Here is a 16,130-nt window from a genome sequence, read left to right on the forward strand (position 1 = left end):
GCAGTCACTCAGACAGATCAGGTAGCGACTGCTTGATTCTGGTCAGTTCCTGCCAGGGATCGCTCGCAAGCCGGGCCAGGCGTTGCGGCAGATTGCGGATATGGAAGGCATCTGACGATTTTACGCGCCCCAGCTCTTCCCAGCGCAGCGGTGTGGCCACTGCGGCACCAGGCCGGGCACGCAGCGAATACGAGCAGACACTGGTGGCCCCACGCCCATTGCGCAAATAGTCCACGAAGATCAATCCCTTGCGCTGCTTTTTTGAGGCCGTGGCGATATAGGTGTCCGGATGCGCCCCGGCCAGCGATTCGGCAAAAGCGCGTGCAAACTGTCTTGCTTCCTCCCAGGGCACGGGCGGGTTCAGCGGCGCCACTACATGCAGCCCTTTACCTCCGGTGGTGCGTACAAACGATTGCAGCTGCAGTTGCTCCAGCAGATCGCGCACCTGACGCGCCGCCTTTTTCACCGTGGCCCACGACACTTGCTCAGAAGGGTCAAGATCAAATACCAGACGGTCGCAATCATCCGGGCTGTCGGCCAGCGCACCCCATGGATGAAACTCCAGCGAGTTAAACTGCACCAGTTGCATGACATCTGTCTTGTCCCGCACCATCAGATAGTCCTGCCTGCCACCCTGCTCTTCTTGCAGACTGACCGTACTGACATCCATGCCGGCCGTATGGTGTTTCTGGAAAAAGCAGACTTTTTGCGTGCCATCCGGGCAGCGCAGCACCGATAGCGGCCGTCCGGCTACCCCCGGCAACAACCAGTCCATCACACGTTCGTAATAGTCGGCCACATCCTGCTTGCTGAGCTGCATCTCGGGGTACACCATGCGATCCGGGCTGCTGATATGAACGATATCTTTTTTCATAGGCTCCTCTTTTGCCTGGCTGCCTCGCAGATCGGCAACAGACTTGTCTTCTCTCAATGTCTTGAACGCCGTGTGACGCAGCAATCCCTGGCTGCTGTGTCCACGATAAAACACCTCAACCACGTCGCGTGGCCTGACCCATTTTGCACGCCGCAGATCGGAATCGACGCCTGCAACCGTCACGGTCGGTTCAGCTCCTGCAACCGGTCGCAACGTAGCCGATAACTGACGCAACATCGCGTCGTTCATGCCGGTGCCGACACGCCCAGCAAGCCGCCAGCCTGTCTTGCCCTGGGGCGAAGCCAGCAGCAATGAGCCAATACCCGTGCGGCTGCCCTTCGGTTCAATAAAACCGGCAATGGCAAATTCATCACTGAGTTCCATTTTTATTTTCTGCCAGCTTCTGCTGCGACCGGCATGATACGGGGCATTCACCCGTTTTGAAATAATGCCTTCAAGTTTTTCCGCTGTCACTCGCTCAAACACCTGGGGCCCGGAACCCACCAGATGCGAGCTATATCGCAATCGTGATGGCGCGTCTTGTAATACGGTCTGCAACAATGCCTTGCGATCCTGCAGCGGCACATCGCACAAATCAAACCCTTCCAGATGAATCAGGTCGAACAGCAGGTAACTCAATGGCGCCTGCATTTGCCCAGACAGCGTCGCCTGCAATGCCGAAAAATTGCTGCACACGCCCTCGAGCACGACCAGCTCGCCATCAAAGGCGGCCTGCTGCAGCCCGAGCGACGCCATATCACGAGCGACATCAGGCAGGCGTGCCGTCCAGTCCAGACCATTGCGCGACCATAAGGCCGGGACGCCGTCGACAATCGTGCACAGCAGACGATAGCCGTCCCATTTGACCTCATGCAGCCAATCGTCGCCAACCGGCGCCTTGTCTGCGGTAAGACATAATTGTGGCGCAAATGGTTTGTGCTGTAACGGCTGTCGCTTTGCGCCCTTGAAGGCATCAAGCTGGGCGCGCCAGGCCGCCGTTGCCGGATCCCCCTGGGGTTGCACGCCGGCCGCGGCTTTTTTTGTAGCGCCTTTTTTCGACCCATCTTTTGACGTTGCCGCTTTTGCCGTTACATCTTTTACGGCGTTGCCCCCTGTCGTTTTTTCCGTTGCGCTCTTTTTACCCGCGCCCTTTTTACCCGCACTTGTTTTTCCTGTGATCGCTCTTTTGCCATCCGTGCCAGACGGTGCCGGCTCATCGACAAAGTCATCGGCCTCCCTATCCTGGGCAAAGGCGTCATCCTGTTTGATCAGCAGCCACTGTTGCTGGCGACTGCGGCGATGGCTTCGGATCAGATGCCACCCCCCTTGCAAAATGTCGCCAAACAGTTCAAATTTCAAATGTCCTTTGGCCAGTTGCGCTTCGACCTCTTCATTGGTGCTCCAGATGCCGCTGTCAAATATTTTGACATGTCCTCCACCATATTCCCCTTTGGGAATATCACCCTCGAAATTGGCGTAGCTGACCGGATGATCTTCTACCTCCACCGCCAGGCGCTTGACCGACGGATCCAGGCTGGGGCCTTTGGGCACGGCCCAGCTTTTAAGCACCCCTCCAACCTGCAGACGAAAATCATAATGGCGATGGCTGGCATGATGCAATTGGACGACAAAGATGGGGCGCCCGCCTCCCATTGCGTCTTCCTGCGGCTCCGGAGTACGGTCAAACCTGCGTTTACGCTGATAGTCGGCAAGGCTCATCGGCTCCCCCGGTCTGTCGTGTTGGATAAGTGTGCGCTAGGCCGCCTTTTTGTTGCTGGTCGCACGCTTGCGTGAGCCGGAACCAGACGAACCTGCGCTTTTGTTTGTCGTTGTCTTGGTCGCCGCATTGGTGGTTTTTTTGGCGGCCTTCTTTCCAGTCGCCGCAGATTTGACCGCCTTGCCTGCCGATTTACTACCGGCCGTTTTGCCCTTGCCCTGCGCCGCTTTACCCGCCGATTTTACCGCAGCCTTTTTGCTCGTCTTGCCTGCCGCGCTGTCGCTGCCTTTGGCTGCAGATCCAGACTTGTTCGCCTTGGGCGGTGTCCGCTTGTTGGTTGCCAGGCTTTGCTTGAGCAGCGACATGAAGTCGACCACGTTGGTAGCGGCATTCTCCGGTACCGCGGCATCTTCCAGTTCGTCTTCCGGACGGTGGCTCACCTTGTTGGCTTTCATCCGTTTTTTAATCACATCTGAAAGCCGCTGTCGGAATTCATCCTTGTATTGGTCAGGTTTCCAGTTGGCCTCCATGGACGCGATCAATTGACTGGCCATGTCCATTTCCTGACTGGAAATCCGGTAGTCGCTCAACTTGCCTTCCGGAATCCGGTAGTCTTGCACATCGATCAGTTCCTGCGGATATCGCAGCAGAATCAGCATGAGTGCATCGCCTTGCGGCATGACGGCACACAGATATTCGCGCGTACGTATGACCACACGTCCTATTCCGATTTTGCCGGCATCACGCAGCGTTTCGCGCAACAGCACGTAACCCTTTTCCGCCTTTTTCCCCGGCACCAGCACATAGGGTTTTTCAAAGTAAGCCGGTCCGATTTGGCTGGCCTCTATAAAGGCCTCTACATCTACCGACTCTTTGCTTTGCGGTGCGGCATCGCGAATATCGTCGGGTTCAAGCACCACATAATTGCCTTTGCTATATTCAAACGCCTTGACGATGTCTTTCCACGGCACCTCTTCGCCCGTGTCGGCGTTGACCCGCTCGTATCGTACCGGCGCCTTGTCACGCGAGTCCAGCATCCGAAAATGCAGGTCAATGCGTCGCTCCCCGGGCATCAGCGCCACAGGTATATTCAACAGTCCAAAAGAAAGCGTACCATTCCAGATCGGGCGTGCCATATCATGTCCTTATTCAAGGTCATCAATGCGCCAAACGCAGCGCGAGTCCTGCAACAATGTGAAGCGGCGCCTAGGCCGCCTCAATATCAAATGCAATGAAACGGGTGGTGTTGTCTGATCGTTCAGGCCGACGTGACCTTTTGACCCAAAGCGTCGATAAGCGGTGTGCCGTCATCGCGATTGAGGGCGCCTTTTTGCGGCAGCGGCAAAATATCCAGCACCAGCTCTGACGGGCGGCACAGGCGCGCGCCTTTAGGCGTGATCACAAAGGGGCGATTAATCAGAATCGGGTATTCAATCATGGCATCCAGCAGCCGATCATCGCTCACGGCCGGATCATCCAGTCCGAGTTCCTTGAACAGCATCTCTTTCTGGCGCACTGCGTCGCGTACGCTGATTCCGGCCTTCTCTATGATTGCCGTGAGCTCTTGGCGGGAAGGCGGATTGTGAAGGTATTCTATGATATTGGGCTCGACACCTGTGTTGCGGATGAGCGCCAGCGTCGTGCGTGAAGTACCGCAGCGGGTATTGTGATAAATTGTGATATCCATGAGGGGGACTCCTGTACCGTTGGTGGTCCAATCATAGCATTTAGCAGCTCAAAAGCGTGTAACCAATGGCAGTCGCAGTCGGTACAGGACCATGACAATTGCCAGCCCCGGCCACCACACCAGGGTGACGCGGGACGCGCAATATTTCGCGCAGAAAAAGCGCCAACTGTTGACGCCTTCGGATTGTCGTCCGGGCAACAGGAACGCAGGCGATCAGCCTTTGCTTTGCTGCAATGCCTGTTCCAGGTCCGCGACAATATCGTCGATGTGCTCAATGCCAATGGAAAGCCTGACCATGTCCTGGCTGACCCCGGCCTTCTCCAGCTCCTGCTCGTTGAGCTGGCGGTGGGTGGTCGTGGCCGGGTGGCATGCCAGAGATTTGGCATCGCCAATATTGACCAGGCGCGTGATCAATTGCAGCGCATCAATAAAGCGCGCGCCGGCCTGGGCATCTCCTTTGACGCCAAAGCACAGGATGGCCGAAGGTTTGCCACCCATATATTTGCGGGCCAGTTCGTGTTCCGGATGATCGGGCAGACCCGCATATTTCACCCAGCTGACTTGCTCGTGCTTTTGCAAAAACTGTGCCACCTTCAGCGCATTTTCACAATGGCGCTCGACGCGCAATGCCAGCGTTTCAATACCCTGCAGAATTTGAAAGGCAGCCAGCGGCGCCAATGCGGCCCCAGTATTGCGCAGCGGGCCAACGCGACAACGCCCGATAAAGGCCGCTTCGGCAAATGCGTCGGTATAGACCACGCCATGGTAGGCCGGGTCTGGCTCATTGAGTACCGCAAACCGCTCTTTATGCTCCGCCCAGGGGAACTTGCCGGAATCGACAACGGCCCCGGCAATGGTCGTACCATGGCCGCCCATATATTTGGTCAGCGAATGCACCACAATATCGGCGCCGTGCTCAAAGGGACGGCACAGCGCCGGCGTGGCCACGGTGTTGTCCACGATTAGCGGTACCCCGTGCCGGTGTGCCGCGTCTGCCAGTGCGCGCAAATCAATCAGGTTGCCTGCCGGGTTGCCGATGGATTCGCAGAACACTGCTTTGGTTTTATCATCGATCAACGCCTCCAGTGCCGCAATATCATTGTGCGGAGCCATGCGCACCTCGATTCCCTGGCGTGGAAAGGCGTGGGCAAACAGGTTATAGGTGCCACCATACAGTTTGCTGACCGATACGATATTGTCCCCAGCCTGGGTAATGGTCTGGATGGCATAGGTGATGGCCGCCATTCCCGAAGCCACTGCCAGCGCCGCAATGCCGCCCTCCAGGGCAGCTACACGCTCTTCCAGCACCGCATTGGTCGGATTCATGATACGCGAGTAGATATTGCCGGCAACTTTCAGATCGAACAGATCGGCGCCATGCTGCGTGTTATCAAAGGCAAACGAGGACGTCTGATAAATGGGTACGGCGACTGCCTTGGTGGTAGGTTCCGGCGTGTAACCGGCATGAATGGCCAATGTCTCAAGCTTCATTTCTTCTCCTTTCTGAAAATCATATTTCAGGGTAAATATCAAATACCCTGAATAACATAATAAATATCTGATTCCGCTTTATACCCGACATCACCGGTTCTGTCAGCCTCCCGGTCGATCTTTACTTATGTGTTGGATATATATGCTATTGCCCACTGGCCGATTGCATGGCGTGTTCTCCCTTGCCGTGGCCTGTCGCCAGCCTTGCGCCCTGCGTGCGCCGGCCCTTGCGATACTCATCGGGCGTCGTGCCCATCAGCCGCCGAAACATGCTGATAAATGCCGAGGCACTGCTGTAACCCAGGTCCAGCCCAATCGCTTCCACGGTGTCGCCCCGGTCAAGCCGTGCCAGCGAAGCCAGCACCTTGAGCCGCTGTCGCCATTCGACAAATGACATGCCCAGATCACGCTGGCAACGGCGCATCAGGGTCCTTTCTGTTGTATGACTGATCGCCGCAAACTCGGCGATCGTGCGCGCATCACCCGGATTAGCCTGCAGCGCCAGCAACACGGGTTTGAGCAAAGGGTCGTCCGAAGTGGGCAGGTAGGTCCCGGCACAATCGGCCTGCTCCAGCTGATCCACCAACACCCGTAACAGGCGTTGCTCCTGCAACGTAGCAACAATGGCCGGCGGTTTTCTACCCAGCTCATCGAGCAACGCCCGCATAAATGGGCTCACTGTCAATGCACAGGTGACGCCGGGCAACGTCTGGCACAGCGCTGCGTCCACGTACAGGGAGCAGTGGATGCCCGCATGCCGATTGAACGCGATATGCTCGGTACGGGGCGGTAGCCAAAGACCATATTGGGGCGGCGCCAGATAATGCTGATGGGCCAGTTCGATCTCCATAATGCCACTAAAGGAGTATACAAACTCCCCCCAGTTGTGAAGATGGCGCGGATACACGGTGTCTGCCTGCACGCTCACCGCCCGAAAGACGATCGGCGACGGCAATGTCGTCTCAAACGGAGGGAGACGCAAATGCGTCGCGTTGCTGGGTGAAAAACCGGATTTTTTCATAAGCGTAATCCCATAAAAGCGATATCACGGACCGAAAGGCCAATAACGATAGCGCGCTGACGACAATACCGACACGAGCCCGACGCCTGCCATACCCCTGTACAGCTCGCAATTGCATCTGCAAAACGGTAACTGGATTCTGAAGGAAACAGGTCACCCCTCGCAGGAAAATTGACTTCATACCAATAAATGACTTAATCCCGATATCGATTGTCATATTTACAGTATATGGCGATTATCCGTCAATGAGATAATCCTGTTTCACAATGGGCTTATCTTGAACAGGAACAAAAATGGAACACCGCCGGGCAATTGATCGCAAGGCCACCGGCCTGATGCTGCTTACTTGCGCAATTTGGGGTCTGCAACAGGTCGTACTCAAGGGCGCAGCGCCAGACGTCGCGCCTGTTTTTCAGATTGCTTTGCGCTCCGGTATTTCAGCCATCATGGTGTACATCCTGATCTATGCACGCGGCGACCGCATTGTGCTGTCTGACGGCACCTGGAAACCCGGGATTGCCGCCGGACTGCTCTTTGCCCTGGAGTTCCTGCTGGTTGCCGAGGGGCTGCACCATACCACGGCGTCTCATATGGTCATATTCCTTTACACCGCCCCGGTATTTGCCGCCCTCGGGCTTTACTGGAAGGTGCCAGACGAACGCCTGAGCAGGATCCAGTGGCTGGGCATCGCCATGGCATTTGCCGGCATTGTTGTCACCTTTACGGGCCGTAGTGGCCTGGCTGATACCGGCGGCACCAATCCGCTGCTGGGTGATTTTCTTGGCATCTGCGCAGCCATCGCCTGGGGTGCAACTACCGTCGTCATCCGCACCACCCGCCTGAACAACTGCCCAAGCACGCATACCCTGCTGTACCAACTGATTGCCGGTTTCGCAGTTCTGACCGTGGCCGCCATCCTCATGGACCAGACTTATTTCAATCCTACGCCGCGTGCCTTTGCCGCCATGGCGTTTCAGATACTGGTTGTGTCCTTCGGCAGCCTGCTCCTGTGGTTTTGGCTGTTGCGGCAGTATCTGGCGTCCCGGCTTGGCGTGCTGTCGTTCATGACGCCGCTTTTCGGCATTGCATTTGGCGTATGGCTGCTGGACGAGCCGCTGGAACCCAACTTCGTGGCCGGCGCGCTGATGGTTCTGCTTGGCATATTGCTGGTTAGCGGCTACGAATGGATACAGCAAATTATTGCCCGCCGTCGCAAGTTATCGCATTTATAAGTTGTTTGCCTGGCGCAGATTGATATAAGCTAGGCAGACAACCGCGTCTTTGTCTGCCAGCAGCACCTTATACCGGAGCTACTATATGAGTTTGGAGTTTTTACTGACATCCCTGATCGTGGTGATCTCGCCCGGCACAGGCGTCATTGTCACCGTCGCCGCCGGCCTGTCGCGAGGACGCCGCGCCGCCGTCATCTGCGCGTTCGGCTGCACGTTAGGCATTTTGCCGCACATGTTCGCCGCCATTACGGGTCTGGCCGCATTATTGCATACCAGTGCCCTTGCTTTTGAAATAGTCCGGTACGCGGGCGTCGCCTATCTGCTGTACATGGCAGTAACTACGCTGCGCGAGCATGGCGCGCTGAAAATTGAGACGGGCGCTACGCCCCGCTCCAATATGGACGTCATTCGCTCCGCTATTGCCGTCAATGTGCTCAATCCCAAACTGTCTATATTTTTCTTCGCCTTTTTGCCGCAATTTGTCGGCAACCAGGCGGGCAACCCGCTACCGATCATGCTGGAGCTGTCTGCCGTATTCATGGCAATGACATTTGTCGTTTTTTCCAGCTATGGCCTCTTTGCCGCAGCAGTTCGCCACCACGTGATTTCCCGGCCTTCGGTCATGACCTGGTTGCGCCGCAGCTTTGCCGCCGCCTTCGTTGCGCTGGGCGCCAAACTGGCATTAACCGAAAGATAGCCGCTCGAACGCTCGCAACGTGAGCGCTTTTCAAGCGCACGCCTGCCTGCATCACTGCGGCTTCTGTGTTGGCCGCATTAAATGGGCGTGCCGCATTCACCGCGTTTCGCTGCGGCATTTCGCGCTACAGTTGGCTAAAATACAAATACTAAGGAACGCCAACATGATGCCCGCTAAACCTACGGATACCGCGCCCATTCGCTTCGGCTTTCTGCTGCTGCCGCACTTTACGCTGACCGCATTCTCGGGTCTGCTGGATGTCCTGCGTCTGGCCGGCGACGAAGGCGATTACAGCCAGCCAGTTCGCTGCGCCTGGCATGTGGTGGATGAAACGCTGGCGCCGGTGAGCTCTTCCAGCGCAATCCAGGTGGTGCCATCGGAAAAACTGGGCGATCCGGCGCGCTTTGATTATCTGGTCGTGGTGGGCGGTTTGCTGCACACCGGCCTGCCGCTCAGCGCCGCACAGAAACTGTTCATACAGCGGGCTGCAGACAAGGACGTTAATCTGGTTGGCGTGTGCACCGGGGTTTTTGCGTTGATGCAGGCCGGCGTCATGCAGGATCACCGCATCTGCGTCAGTTGGTTCCACTACTGGGATTTTGTCGAACAATTCCCGCAAGCCGACCCGAATCTGATTGTTGCCGACCGGCTTTATGTCTGTGATCGCCGCCGCATTACCTGTTCCGGCGGGCGCGCATCCATCGATGTGGCCGCAGATATTCTGAAGCGGCATATGGACCATGCCATCGTGCAAAAGGCCTTGCGAATCCTGCAAATAGATAATGCCAATCCCCATACGACGCCCCAGCCGCTGCCACCGGGCATCGCACCGGACACCCATCCCGTGGTGCGTCGCGCCATGCTGCTGATGGAGCAACATATGGGCCAGGCGCTCACGCTGGATACGCTTGCAGGCAAACTGAATATCTCGGCGCGGCAACTGGAACGGCTGTTCAAGCAATCTTCCGGCATGACCCCACAGGCGTATTCCAGGGGGATTCGCCTGCGCATGGCCGCCTGGATGCTGACTCACTCGACCAAAACCATCGCGGCCGTTGCCAGCGCTTGTGGTTTTGCCGATGCATCACATATGGGACGGGAGTTTCGAAGCACTTTTGAAATATCTCCGGGCCAGTGGCGCAGCCGCGCCCAGTTGCCAGCATCCCTGCTGGCCGCGCAGAACCCGGATCCAGTGGACTATGTGAGCGAAGTATTCCCCGGACGCCAGGACTTTCACTAAACGATTTGCCAAACTCGAAAACCGCGCATTGATGGCGTAATTATTCCAATCAATAGACGGAAAAGTTCTATCTGCAAACCGTTCGATTTGCTCTACTTGCAGTCACTGCGCCCGTTTGATGACGGCGTGACGGGATTGCTACGAGGACATCATGCGCAACCGCTATTCGATTTTCAGTCTGATCCGCAACGGGCTTAGCCATAACGAAAAATGGGGACGTGCCTGGCACAGCCCCGAACCCAAGCGCGAATATGACGTGGTTATTGTTGGCGCAGGCGGTCATGGCCTGGCAACCGCGTACTATCTGGCCAAGGTCCATGGGATCCGCAATATTGCGGTTGTAGAAAAAGGCTGGCTGGGTGGCGGCAACACCGCTCGCAACACCACCATTGTGCGCTCCAACTACTTATGGGACGAATCGGCACAGCTCTATGAAAAAGCCATGAAGCTATGGGAAGGCCTGTCCCAGGAGCTGAACTACAACGTCATGTTCAGCCAGCGTGGCGTGATGAATCTGGCGCATACCTTGCAAGAGGTGCGTGATACCAAGCGACGCATCAATGCCAACTTGTATAACGGCGTTGACGGCCAATGGCTTGACCGCGAACAGATCAGGCAACTGGAGCCGCTGATCAATCTGGACAGCCGCTACCCGGTGCTGGGCGCCTCATTCCAGCCTCGGGGCGGCGTTGCGCGACATGACGCGGTCGCCTGGGGTTTTGCCCGTGCGGCCGATCAACTGGGCGTGGATATCATACAGAACTGCCCGGTGACCAACATCTGTAAAAAGGATGGCGTGGTCCTGGGCGTTGAAACCGGCAAGGGATTCATTGGCGCCAGGAAAGTAGCGGTCGTGGCGGCCGGCCATTCAAGTGTGCTTGCCGATATGGCAGGCATCCGCCTGCCGCTGGAGAGCCATCCATTGCAGGCCCTCGTGTCCGAGCCAGTCAAGCCCGCTATCAATACCGTGGTCATGTCCAACGCGGTGCATGCGTATATCAGCCAGTCCGATAAAGGCGATCTGGTCATTGGCGCCGGCATTGACCAGTACACAGGCTATGGCCAACGTGGCAGTTTTCAGAGTATCGAACAGACCTTGCAGGCCATTGTAGAAATGTTCCCCAGCTTAAGTCGTGTGCGCATGAACCGGCAATGGGCCGGCATTGTCGACATCAGCCCCGATGCCTGCCCCATCATCTCCAAAACGCCGATCAAGGGACTTTATTTCAATTGTGGCTGGGGTACCGGCGGCTTCAAGGCAACCCCGGGCTCGGGCTGGGTTTTTGCCCACACCATCGCCAACGACGAACCTCATTCACTGAACGCACCGTTCTCCATAGACCGTTTCTATACCGGTCATCTCATAGACGAGCACGGCGCCGCTGCCGTTGCGCATTAGGATCATAATCATGCTTGTCATACGATGCCCATGGTGCGGTGAGCGCGCCGAAAGCGAGTTCAATTTCGGCGGCCAGGCCGGTATTGAACGTCCCGCCAATCCCGAAGACCTGTCCGATGAACAATGGGGCGACTACTTGTTCATGCGCAAGAATCCGTTAGGCCTGCACCGCGAGCAATGGGTACACACCCATGGCTGTCGACGCTGGTTTATCGCCGAACGCGACACCCGTCATTATCAGTTCAAATCGGTTGAAAAAATCGGCGCACCGGGCAAGGAGCGGACATGACCCAGTCACACCGCCTGGCCGATGGTGGCCGTATAGATAGAAACAAACCGCTGCGATTTCAATTTAACGGCAAATGGTATGTGGGTTACCAGGGCGACACGCTGGCCTCTGCCCTGCTTGCAAACGGCATACACTTTGTGGCGCGCAGTTTCAAGTATCATCGCCCCCGCGGCATCATGACCGCCGGCGTCGAGGAACCCAATGCCATTGTCCAGCTGGAGAGCGGCCCATATACCGTTCCCAATGCGCGTGCTACCGAAGTCGAACTGTACGAAGGACTGACCGCGGCCAGCGTCAATGCCCGGCCCGACATTGAACACGACCGGTTTGCGTTCATGCAATATCTGTCGCGCTTTATCCCGGCAGGTTTTTACTATAAAACCTTTATGTGGCCGCGCCGCTGGTGGGGAAAATATGAAGAACACATCCGCAATGCTGCTGGCCTGGGCACCGTTCCCAGAGAACACGATCCCGATCGCTACGAGAAAACCTATGCCTATTGTGATGTACTGATTGTTGGCGCAGGGCCCGCCGGGCTTGCCGCCGCGCACACTGCGGCAAGTACGGGCGCACGGGTTATTCTGGTTGATAATCAATCTGAACCGGGCGGCAGCCTGCTGCACACGTTTGCCCCTGTCAACGGCGCACCCGCCAGACAGTGGCTCGCACAAATTACTGGAGAATTGGCCAGTATGCCCGAGGTCCAGCTATTGTCGCGCGCGACCGCCTTCGGCTATCAGGACCACAACCTGGTCACGGTGTGCGAGCGACTGACCGATCATCTGCCGCTACAGCGGCGCAAGGGCGTGCGCGAACGCCTGTGGAAAATCCGCGCGGCGCAGGTGATTTTGGCCACCGGCGCCCATGAACGCCCGATCGCGTTCGGCAACAATGACCTGCCAGGTATTTTGCTGGCCTCGGCGATCAGCACCTATATCTGCCGCTTTGGCGTGCTGCCCGGCCGCCGCGCCGTGGTATTTACCAATAATGACAGCACCTATCAGACTGCGCTGGACCTGCATCGCAGCGGCGCCCAGGTTACTGTGGTTGATGCTCGTGCAGCCGAAGACGCAATCGTGCCACCTTTGCTTGCAGAAAAAGGCATACAGATCCTGTGGCAGGCAGTTGTCAGTCATGCTAATGGCAAACGTCATATCGACAGCGTGGTCGTGCGCAAGCCGGACAATGGTGCCGGCAGTGAGATATCAACACACACACTGCCTTGCGATCTGCTTGCCGTATCCGGTGGATGGAACCCGGTGGTGCATCTGTATGCTCAATCTGGCGGCAAGCCTCGCTGGCAGGAACTTGACGCCTGCTTCGTGCCGGACGATCAGGTGGCCAGGCAGACATCGGTCGGCGCCTGCAACGGTCAGTTTGATCTGGCCGGCGCCCTGGACAGCGGCGTGCGAGCCGGCCACCACGCAGCTGCCGCGCTGGGTCGGCAGTCCGATCACGACATCTCGTGGCACACAGAGCCTATGCCGGCCGGCAACATCCTGCCCTTGTGGACAACGGCCACGGGTCGGGATATAGCGCGCGGCCCCAAGCAATTTGTTGATTTGCAAAATGACGTATCTGTGTCCGACATCTACCTGGCCGTACGCGAAGGCTATCGCAGCGTCGAACATGTCAAACGTTATACCGCCATGGGTTTCGGCACCGACCAGGGCAAGCTGGGCAACATTAACGGCATGGCCGTGCTGGCCGAAGCGCTGGGCCAGACCATACCGGAAACAGGCACGACCACGTTCCGCCCCAACTACACCCCCGTTACTTTCGGCGCCATTGCAGGGCGAGAACTAGGCGAGTATTTCGATCCAATTCGTAAAAGCTGCCTGCATGAGTGGCATGTTGCGCACGGTGCCGTTTTTGAAGATGTGGGAAACTGGAAGCGTGCGCGTTACTATCCCCGGAACAACGAAACCATGGATGCGGCGGTTGCACGAGAATGCCTGGCCGTGCGCAACAGCGTCGGGCTGCTCGATTACAGCACACTGGGAAAAATCGATGTGCGAGGCCCCGATGCTGCGACATTTTTGAATCGCATCTATACCAACTCCTGGTCCAAACTGGAGCCTGGACGCTGCCGCTATGGTCTGATGCTCGATGAAAACGGCATGATTCTGGACGATGGCGTCAATCTGCGGCTGGCCGACCAGCATTTCCTGATTTCGACAACCACCAGTGGCGCCGCCAAAGTAATGAGCTGGATGGAGCGATGGCGGCAAACCGAATGGCCTGAACTGAAAGTCTATCTCACATCACTGACCGATCAGTACGCAACCGCGACGGTTGCCGGCCCTTGCGCCCGCAAGGTGCTGCAGCAAGTATGCCATGACATTGACTTTGACAACCAGGCCTTCCCCTTCATGAGTTTCAGGCACGGCAGTATCGATGGTGTGGCGGTGCGTATCCTGCGCGTCAGCTTTTCGGGTGAGCTGTCCTATGAAGTCTATATGCCGGCTAATTACGGTCGTCATATATGGGAAATGCTGATGCGCGCCGGGGAACCGTTTGACATTACGCCATATGGCACTGAGGCCATGCATGTTCTGCGGGCTGAAAAAGGCTTCATTATTGTCGGGCAGGACACCGATGGTTCGGCCACCCCCGTTGATATGGGCATGAGCGGTATGCTGGCCCAGTCCAAAGATTTTCTGGGCAAGCGCTCGCTCTCGCGCAGCGACACAGCCGGCCCCAATCGCAAGCAGTTTGTCGGCCTGCTCTCGCAAGACAAGCAGACCGTGTTACCTGAAGGCGCGGCCATTCTTAATGAACCTGCTGCGCCAGGCGTAGTGCCGTTGCAGGGGCACGTGACATCAAGCTATCTGAGCCCCACCCTGAAACAGCCGATTGCACTTGCCATGATCAGGAACGGCCTGTCTCGCATGCAACAGCAAGTCTCTGTTGCGTTGCCAGACGGCACATTTGCCCAGGCGCATATCTGCAGCCCGGTATTCTATGATGCCCAAGGAGCACGCCAGCATGTTCAATGAGTCCAGGCAACAAACGCCACTAGCCGGATTGACCGACGGTGCCGGTGCATTTGAACACGGATCACCCGAGTGCGTGACCCTGCTTGAAGTGCCGTTTGTAGAACTGATCAATCTGCGTGGCGATCCTGAGGATGCGGATTTTACCGCCGCCATACAGAACACAATCGGCATCATCTTGCCGACTGATCCCAATACCACCGCAGAAAATGACCACTATTGCGTCATGTGGCTCTCGCCTGACGAATGGATAATCAGGGCAAAAGGACCACAGGCTGACGATCTGCCAACGCGCCTGAACCTTGCTTTGCAGGGTATTTTCTGCGCCGTGACAGATCAGAGCAGCGCCTACAGCGTATTGCAACTGAGCGGCCCGAAAGCCCGCTGCGTTCTGGCCAAAGGCTGCCCGCTGGACCTGCATCCGCGCGTATTTGACACAGGACAATGTGCACAAAGCCATTATTACAAGACCTCAGTGCTGCTGCACCGCCCGAATGACGGGGCAGATCACTGGGAAATGATAGTGCGGCGAAGTTTTGCCGACTATGCCTTGCGGATGCTGATGGACGGGATGTGGGAGTATATAGAGGGGCGCAATTGATGCGCGGGTCGGCCATGAAAGCAGGTCGAGCTAAAACAACGGCTATGCGTGCTGCTTGGAGCAAACACAGATCCAGCGCTGGCATCGTCACTCAATAATCGCATCGTCGCTCCATACCCGCAACCTTAGCACTTCCCCGGCGCTCTCAACTATTTATGCCAAACAGATTCATCTCTATCTGTTGCAAATGCTCAAGCAACCGTTTCCTGGCGAGCTCCGCATCGCGGTCCGTCAGCGCCGCTACAATTTCCCGATGTTGAACCTCATAGCAGTGGCGATTTTCAGGGGTGAGAGAATTGCGCTTGAGCCGTCCCCATTCCCCCTGGGCACGCACCTGGTTTGTCAGATTCAGAACCTGTACAAAAAAAGAATTATGGGTGGCATGAGCCAGCGCCTTATGTAACTGTTCATCCCAATGTTCAAACTCTTCAATCGTCAGCGCTGCCTCGGAGCGCTCAATGCATTCGGCCATGCGCTGAAAATCCACTACAGTGGCGTTCTGAACAATCAGGCCAGGCATCAGGGGCTCGATCAACTGGCGGGCAACCATGAGTTCCGCAGGACTGGTGCTGATCGCCGAAACCTGATCTTGCGGATCAGGATTGGCCAGCAACGCCGCGCGCTCGGTCACAAAGGTGCCGCTGCCGATACTTTGGCTGATCAATTCCTGCTGGCGAAAAAGCGCCAGCACACGCCTTACCGCGCCACGGGAAATATTAAAGCGCTCACTAAGTTCACGCTCCGGTGGCAGTTTCATGCCGGGTTTCAATTTGCCGTCGACGATTTGTCCGGCGAGGTAGTCCGCCAGTTTCTTTCCGCCGAGTAGCCGAATCTGGCCACTGATATTTATTCTGTCTGTCATTGAATCCGTAAATTAGCGTTATCT

Annotated in this window: 13 protein-coding genes; 7 read left to right on the forward strand and 6 right to left on the reverse strand. The window is 56.8% G+C overall.

All coding sequences use genetic code 11. The features are described 5' to 3' along the window. Positions 1-4: 4 nt before the first annotated feature. From ligD to EV681_RS20840, 5 genes are all read right to left on the reverse strand, one after another. The gene (ligD, locus tag EV681_RS20820) at positions 5-2,593 is read right to left on the reverse strand and encodes a DNA ligase D (RefSeq protein WP_130305129.1); all 2,589 of its coding nucleotides are present in this window, start codon (positions 2,591-2,593) and stop codon (positions 5-7) included. Between the two features lie 36 nt (positions 2,594-2,629). Further along, positions 2,630-3,727, reverse strand: a complete 1,098-nt coding sequence (ku, locus tag EV681_RS20825; protein ID WP_130305130.1) for a non-homologous end joining protein Ku — start codon at positions 3,725-3,727, stop codon at positions 2,630-2,632. 122 nt (positions 3,728-3,849) lie between these two features. Further along, positions 3,850-4,278, reverse strand: coding sequence for an arsenate reductase (glutaredoxin) (gene arsC / locus EV681_RS20830; protein ID WP_130305131.1), 429 nt, complete (start codon positions 4,276-4,278; stop codon positions 3,850-3,852). A 213-nt stretch (positions 4,279-4,491) separates the two neighbouring features. After that, entirely contained in the window at positions 4,492-5,769 is a 1,278-nt protein-coding gene (locus EV681_RS20835; protein WP_130305132.1) for a bifunctional O-acetylhomoserine aminocarboxypropyltransferase/cysteine synthase, read from the reverse strand. Positions 5,770-5,914: 145 nt separating this feature from the next. Next, the gene (locus tag EV681_RS20840; protein ID WP_130305133.1) at positions 5,915-6,790 is read right to left on the reverse strand and encodes an AraC family transcriptional regulator; all 876 of its coding nucleotides are present in this window, start codon (positions 6,788-6,790) and stop codon (positions 5,915-5,917) included. 293 nt (positions 6,791-7,083) lie between these two features. Here EV681_RS20840 and EV681_RS20845 point away from each other — a divergent pair, with 293 nt between their 5' ends. From EV681_RS20845 to EV681_RS20875, 7 genes are all read left to right on the forward strand, one after another. Beyond that, on the forward strand, positions 7,084-8,022 hold the full coding sequence (locus EV681_RS20845) for a DMT family transporter (protein WP_128396426.1): 939 nt from the start codon (positions 7,084-7,086) through the stop codon (positions 8,020-8,022). A gap of 85 nt (positions 8,023-8,107) precedes the next feature. Continuing rightward, complete coding sequence (locus EV681_RS20850) at positions 8,108-8,719, forward strand: LysE family translocator (RefSeq protein ID WP_130305134.1); 612 nt, start codon at positions 8,108-8,110, stop codon at positions 8,717-8,719. A 166-nt stretch (positions 8,720-8,885) separates the two neighbouring features. Then, positions 8,886-9,959 (forward strand): GlxA family transcriptional regulator, encoded by a 1,074-nt coding sequence (locus EV681_RS20855; RefSeq protein ID WP_423191232.1) that lies wholly within the window; start codon positions 8,886-8,888, stop codon positions 9,957-9,959. Between the two features lie 151 nt (positions 9,960-10,110). Further along, the gene (locus EV681_RS20860; RefSeq protein ID WP_130305136.1) at positions 10,111-11,358 is read left to right on the forward strand and encodes a sarcosine oxidase subunit beta family protein; all 1,248 of its coding nucleotides are present in this window, start codon (positions 10,111-10,113) and stop codon (positions 11,356-11,358) included. A 10-nt stretch (positions 11,359-11,368) separates the two neighbouring features. Next, complete coding sequence (locus tag EV681_RS20865) at positions 11,369-11,647, forward strand: sarcosine oxidase subunit delta (protein ID WP_130305137.1); 279 nt, start codon at positions 11,369-11,371, stop codon at positions 11,645-11,647. Further along, the gene (locus tag EV681_RS20870) at positions 11,644-14,646 is read left to right on the forward strand and encodes a sarcosine oxidase subunit alpha family protein (RefSeq protein ID WP_130305138.1); all 3,003 of its coding nucleotides are present in this window, start codon (positions 11,644-11,646) and stop codon (positions 14,644-14,646) included. The genes EV681_RS20865 and EV681_RS20870 overlap by 4 nt, the downstream gene beginning before the upstream one ends. Then, complete coding sequence (locus tag EV681_RS20875) at positions 14,636-15,244, forward strand: sarcosine oxidase subunit gamma (protein WP_130305139.1); 609 nt, start codon at positions 14,636-14,638, stop codon at positions 15,242-15,244. The genes EV681_RS20870 and EV681_RS20875 overlap by 11 nt, the downstream gene beginning before the upstream one ends. A gap of 145 nt (positions 15,245-15,389) precedes the next feature. On the opposite strand, the gene EV681_RS20880 is transcribed toward EV681_RS20875, so the two are convergent. Continuing rightward, positions 15,390-16,106, reverse strand: coding sequence for a FadR/GntR family transcriptional regulator (locus EV681_RS20880; protein ID WP_130305140.1), 717 nt, complete (start codon positions 16,104-16,106; stop codon positions 15,390-15,392). Positions 16,107-16,130 lie beyond the last annotated feature (24 nt).

It is taken from the genome of Advenella incenata, from assembly GCF_004217095.1.
Taxonomy (GTDB): Bacteria; Pseudomonadota; Gammaproteobacteria; order Burkholderiales; family Burkholderiaceae_B; genus Advenella; species Advenella incenata.

Bases quoted from the DNA above. Each gene is read 5' to 3' on its own strand.
- ligD (WP_130305129.1), bottom strand. From the start codon at position 2,593: ATGAGCCTTGCCGACTATCAGCGTAAACGCAGGTTTGACCGTACTCCG.
- ku (WP_130305130.1), bottom strand. From the start codon at position 3,727: ATGGCACGCCCGATCTGGAATGGTACGCTTTCTTTTGGACTGTTGAAT.
- arsC (WP_130305131.1), bottom strand. From the start codon at position 4,278: ATGGATATCACAATTTATCACAATACCCGCTGCGGTACTTCACGCACG.
- EV681_RS20835 (WP_130305132.1), bottom strand. From the start codon at position 5,769: ATGAAGCTTGAGACATTGGCCATTCATGCCGGTTACACGCCGGAACCT.
- EV681_RS20840 (WP_130305133.1), bottom strand. From the start codon at position 6,790: ATGAAAAAATCCGGTTTTTCACCCAGCAACGCGACGCATTTGCGTCTC.
- EV681_RS20845 (WP_128396426.1), top strand. From the start codon at position 7,084: ATGGAACACCGCCGGGCAATTGATCGCAAGGCCACCGGCCTGATGCTG.
- EV681_RS20850 (WP_130305134.1), top strand. From the start codon at position 8,108: ATGAGTTTGGAGTTTTTACTGACATCCCTGATCGTGGTGATCTCGCCC.
- EV681_RS20855 (WP_423191232.1), top strand. From the start codon at position 8,886: ATGCCCGCTAAACCTACGGATACCGCGCCCATTCGCTTCGGCTTTCTG.
- EV681_RS20860 (WP_130305136.1), top strand. From the start codon at position 10,111: ATGCGCAACCGCTATTCGATTTTCAGTCTGATCCGCAACGGGCTTAGC.
- EV681_RS20865 (WP_130305137.1), top strand. From the start codon at position 11,369: ATGCTTGTCATACGATGCCCATGGTGCGGTGAGCGCGCCGAAAGCGAG.
- EV681_RS20870 (WP_130305138.1), top strand. From the start codon at position 11,644: ATGACCCAGTCACACCGCCTGGCCGATGGTGGCCGTATAGATAGAAAC.
- EV681_RS20875 (WP_130305139.1), top strand. From the start codon at position 14,636: ATGTTCAATGAGTCCAGGCAACAAACGCCACTAGCCGGATTGACCGAC.
- EV681_RS20880 (WP_130305140.1), bottom strand. From the start codon at position 16,106: ATGACAGACAGAATAAATATCAGTGGCCAGATTCGGCTACTCGGCGGA.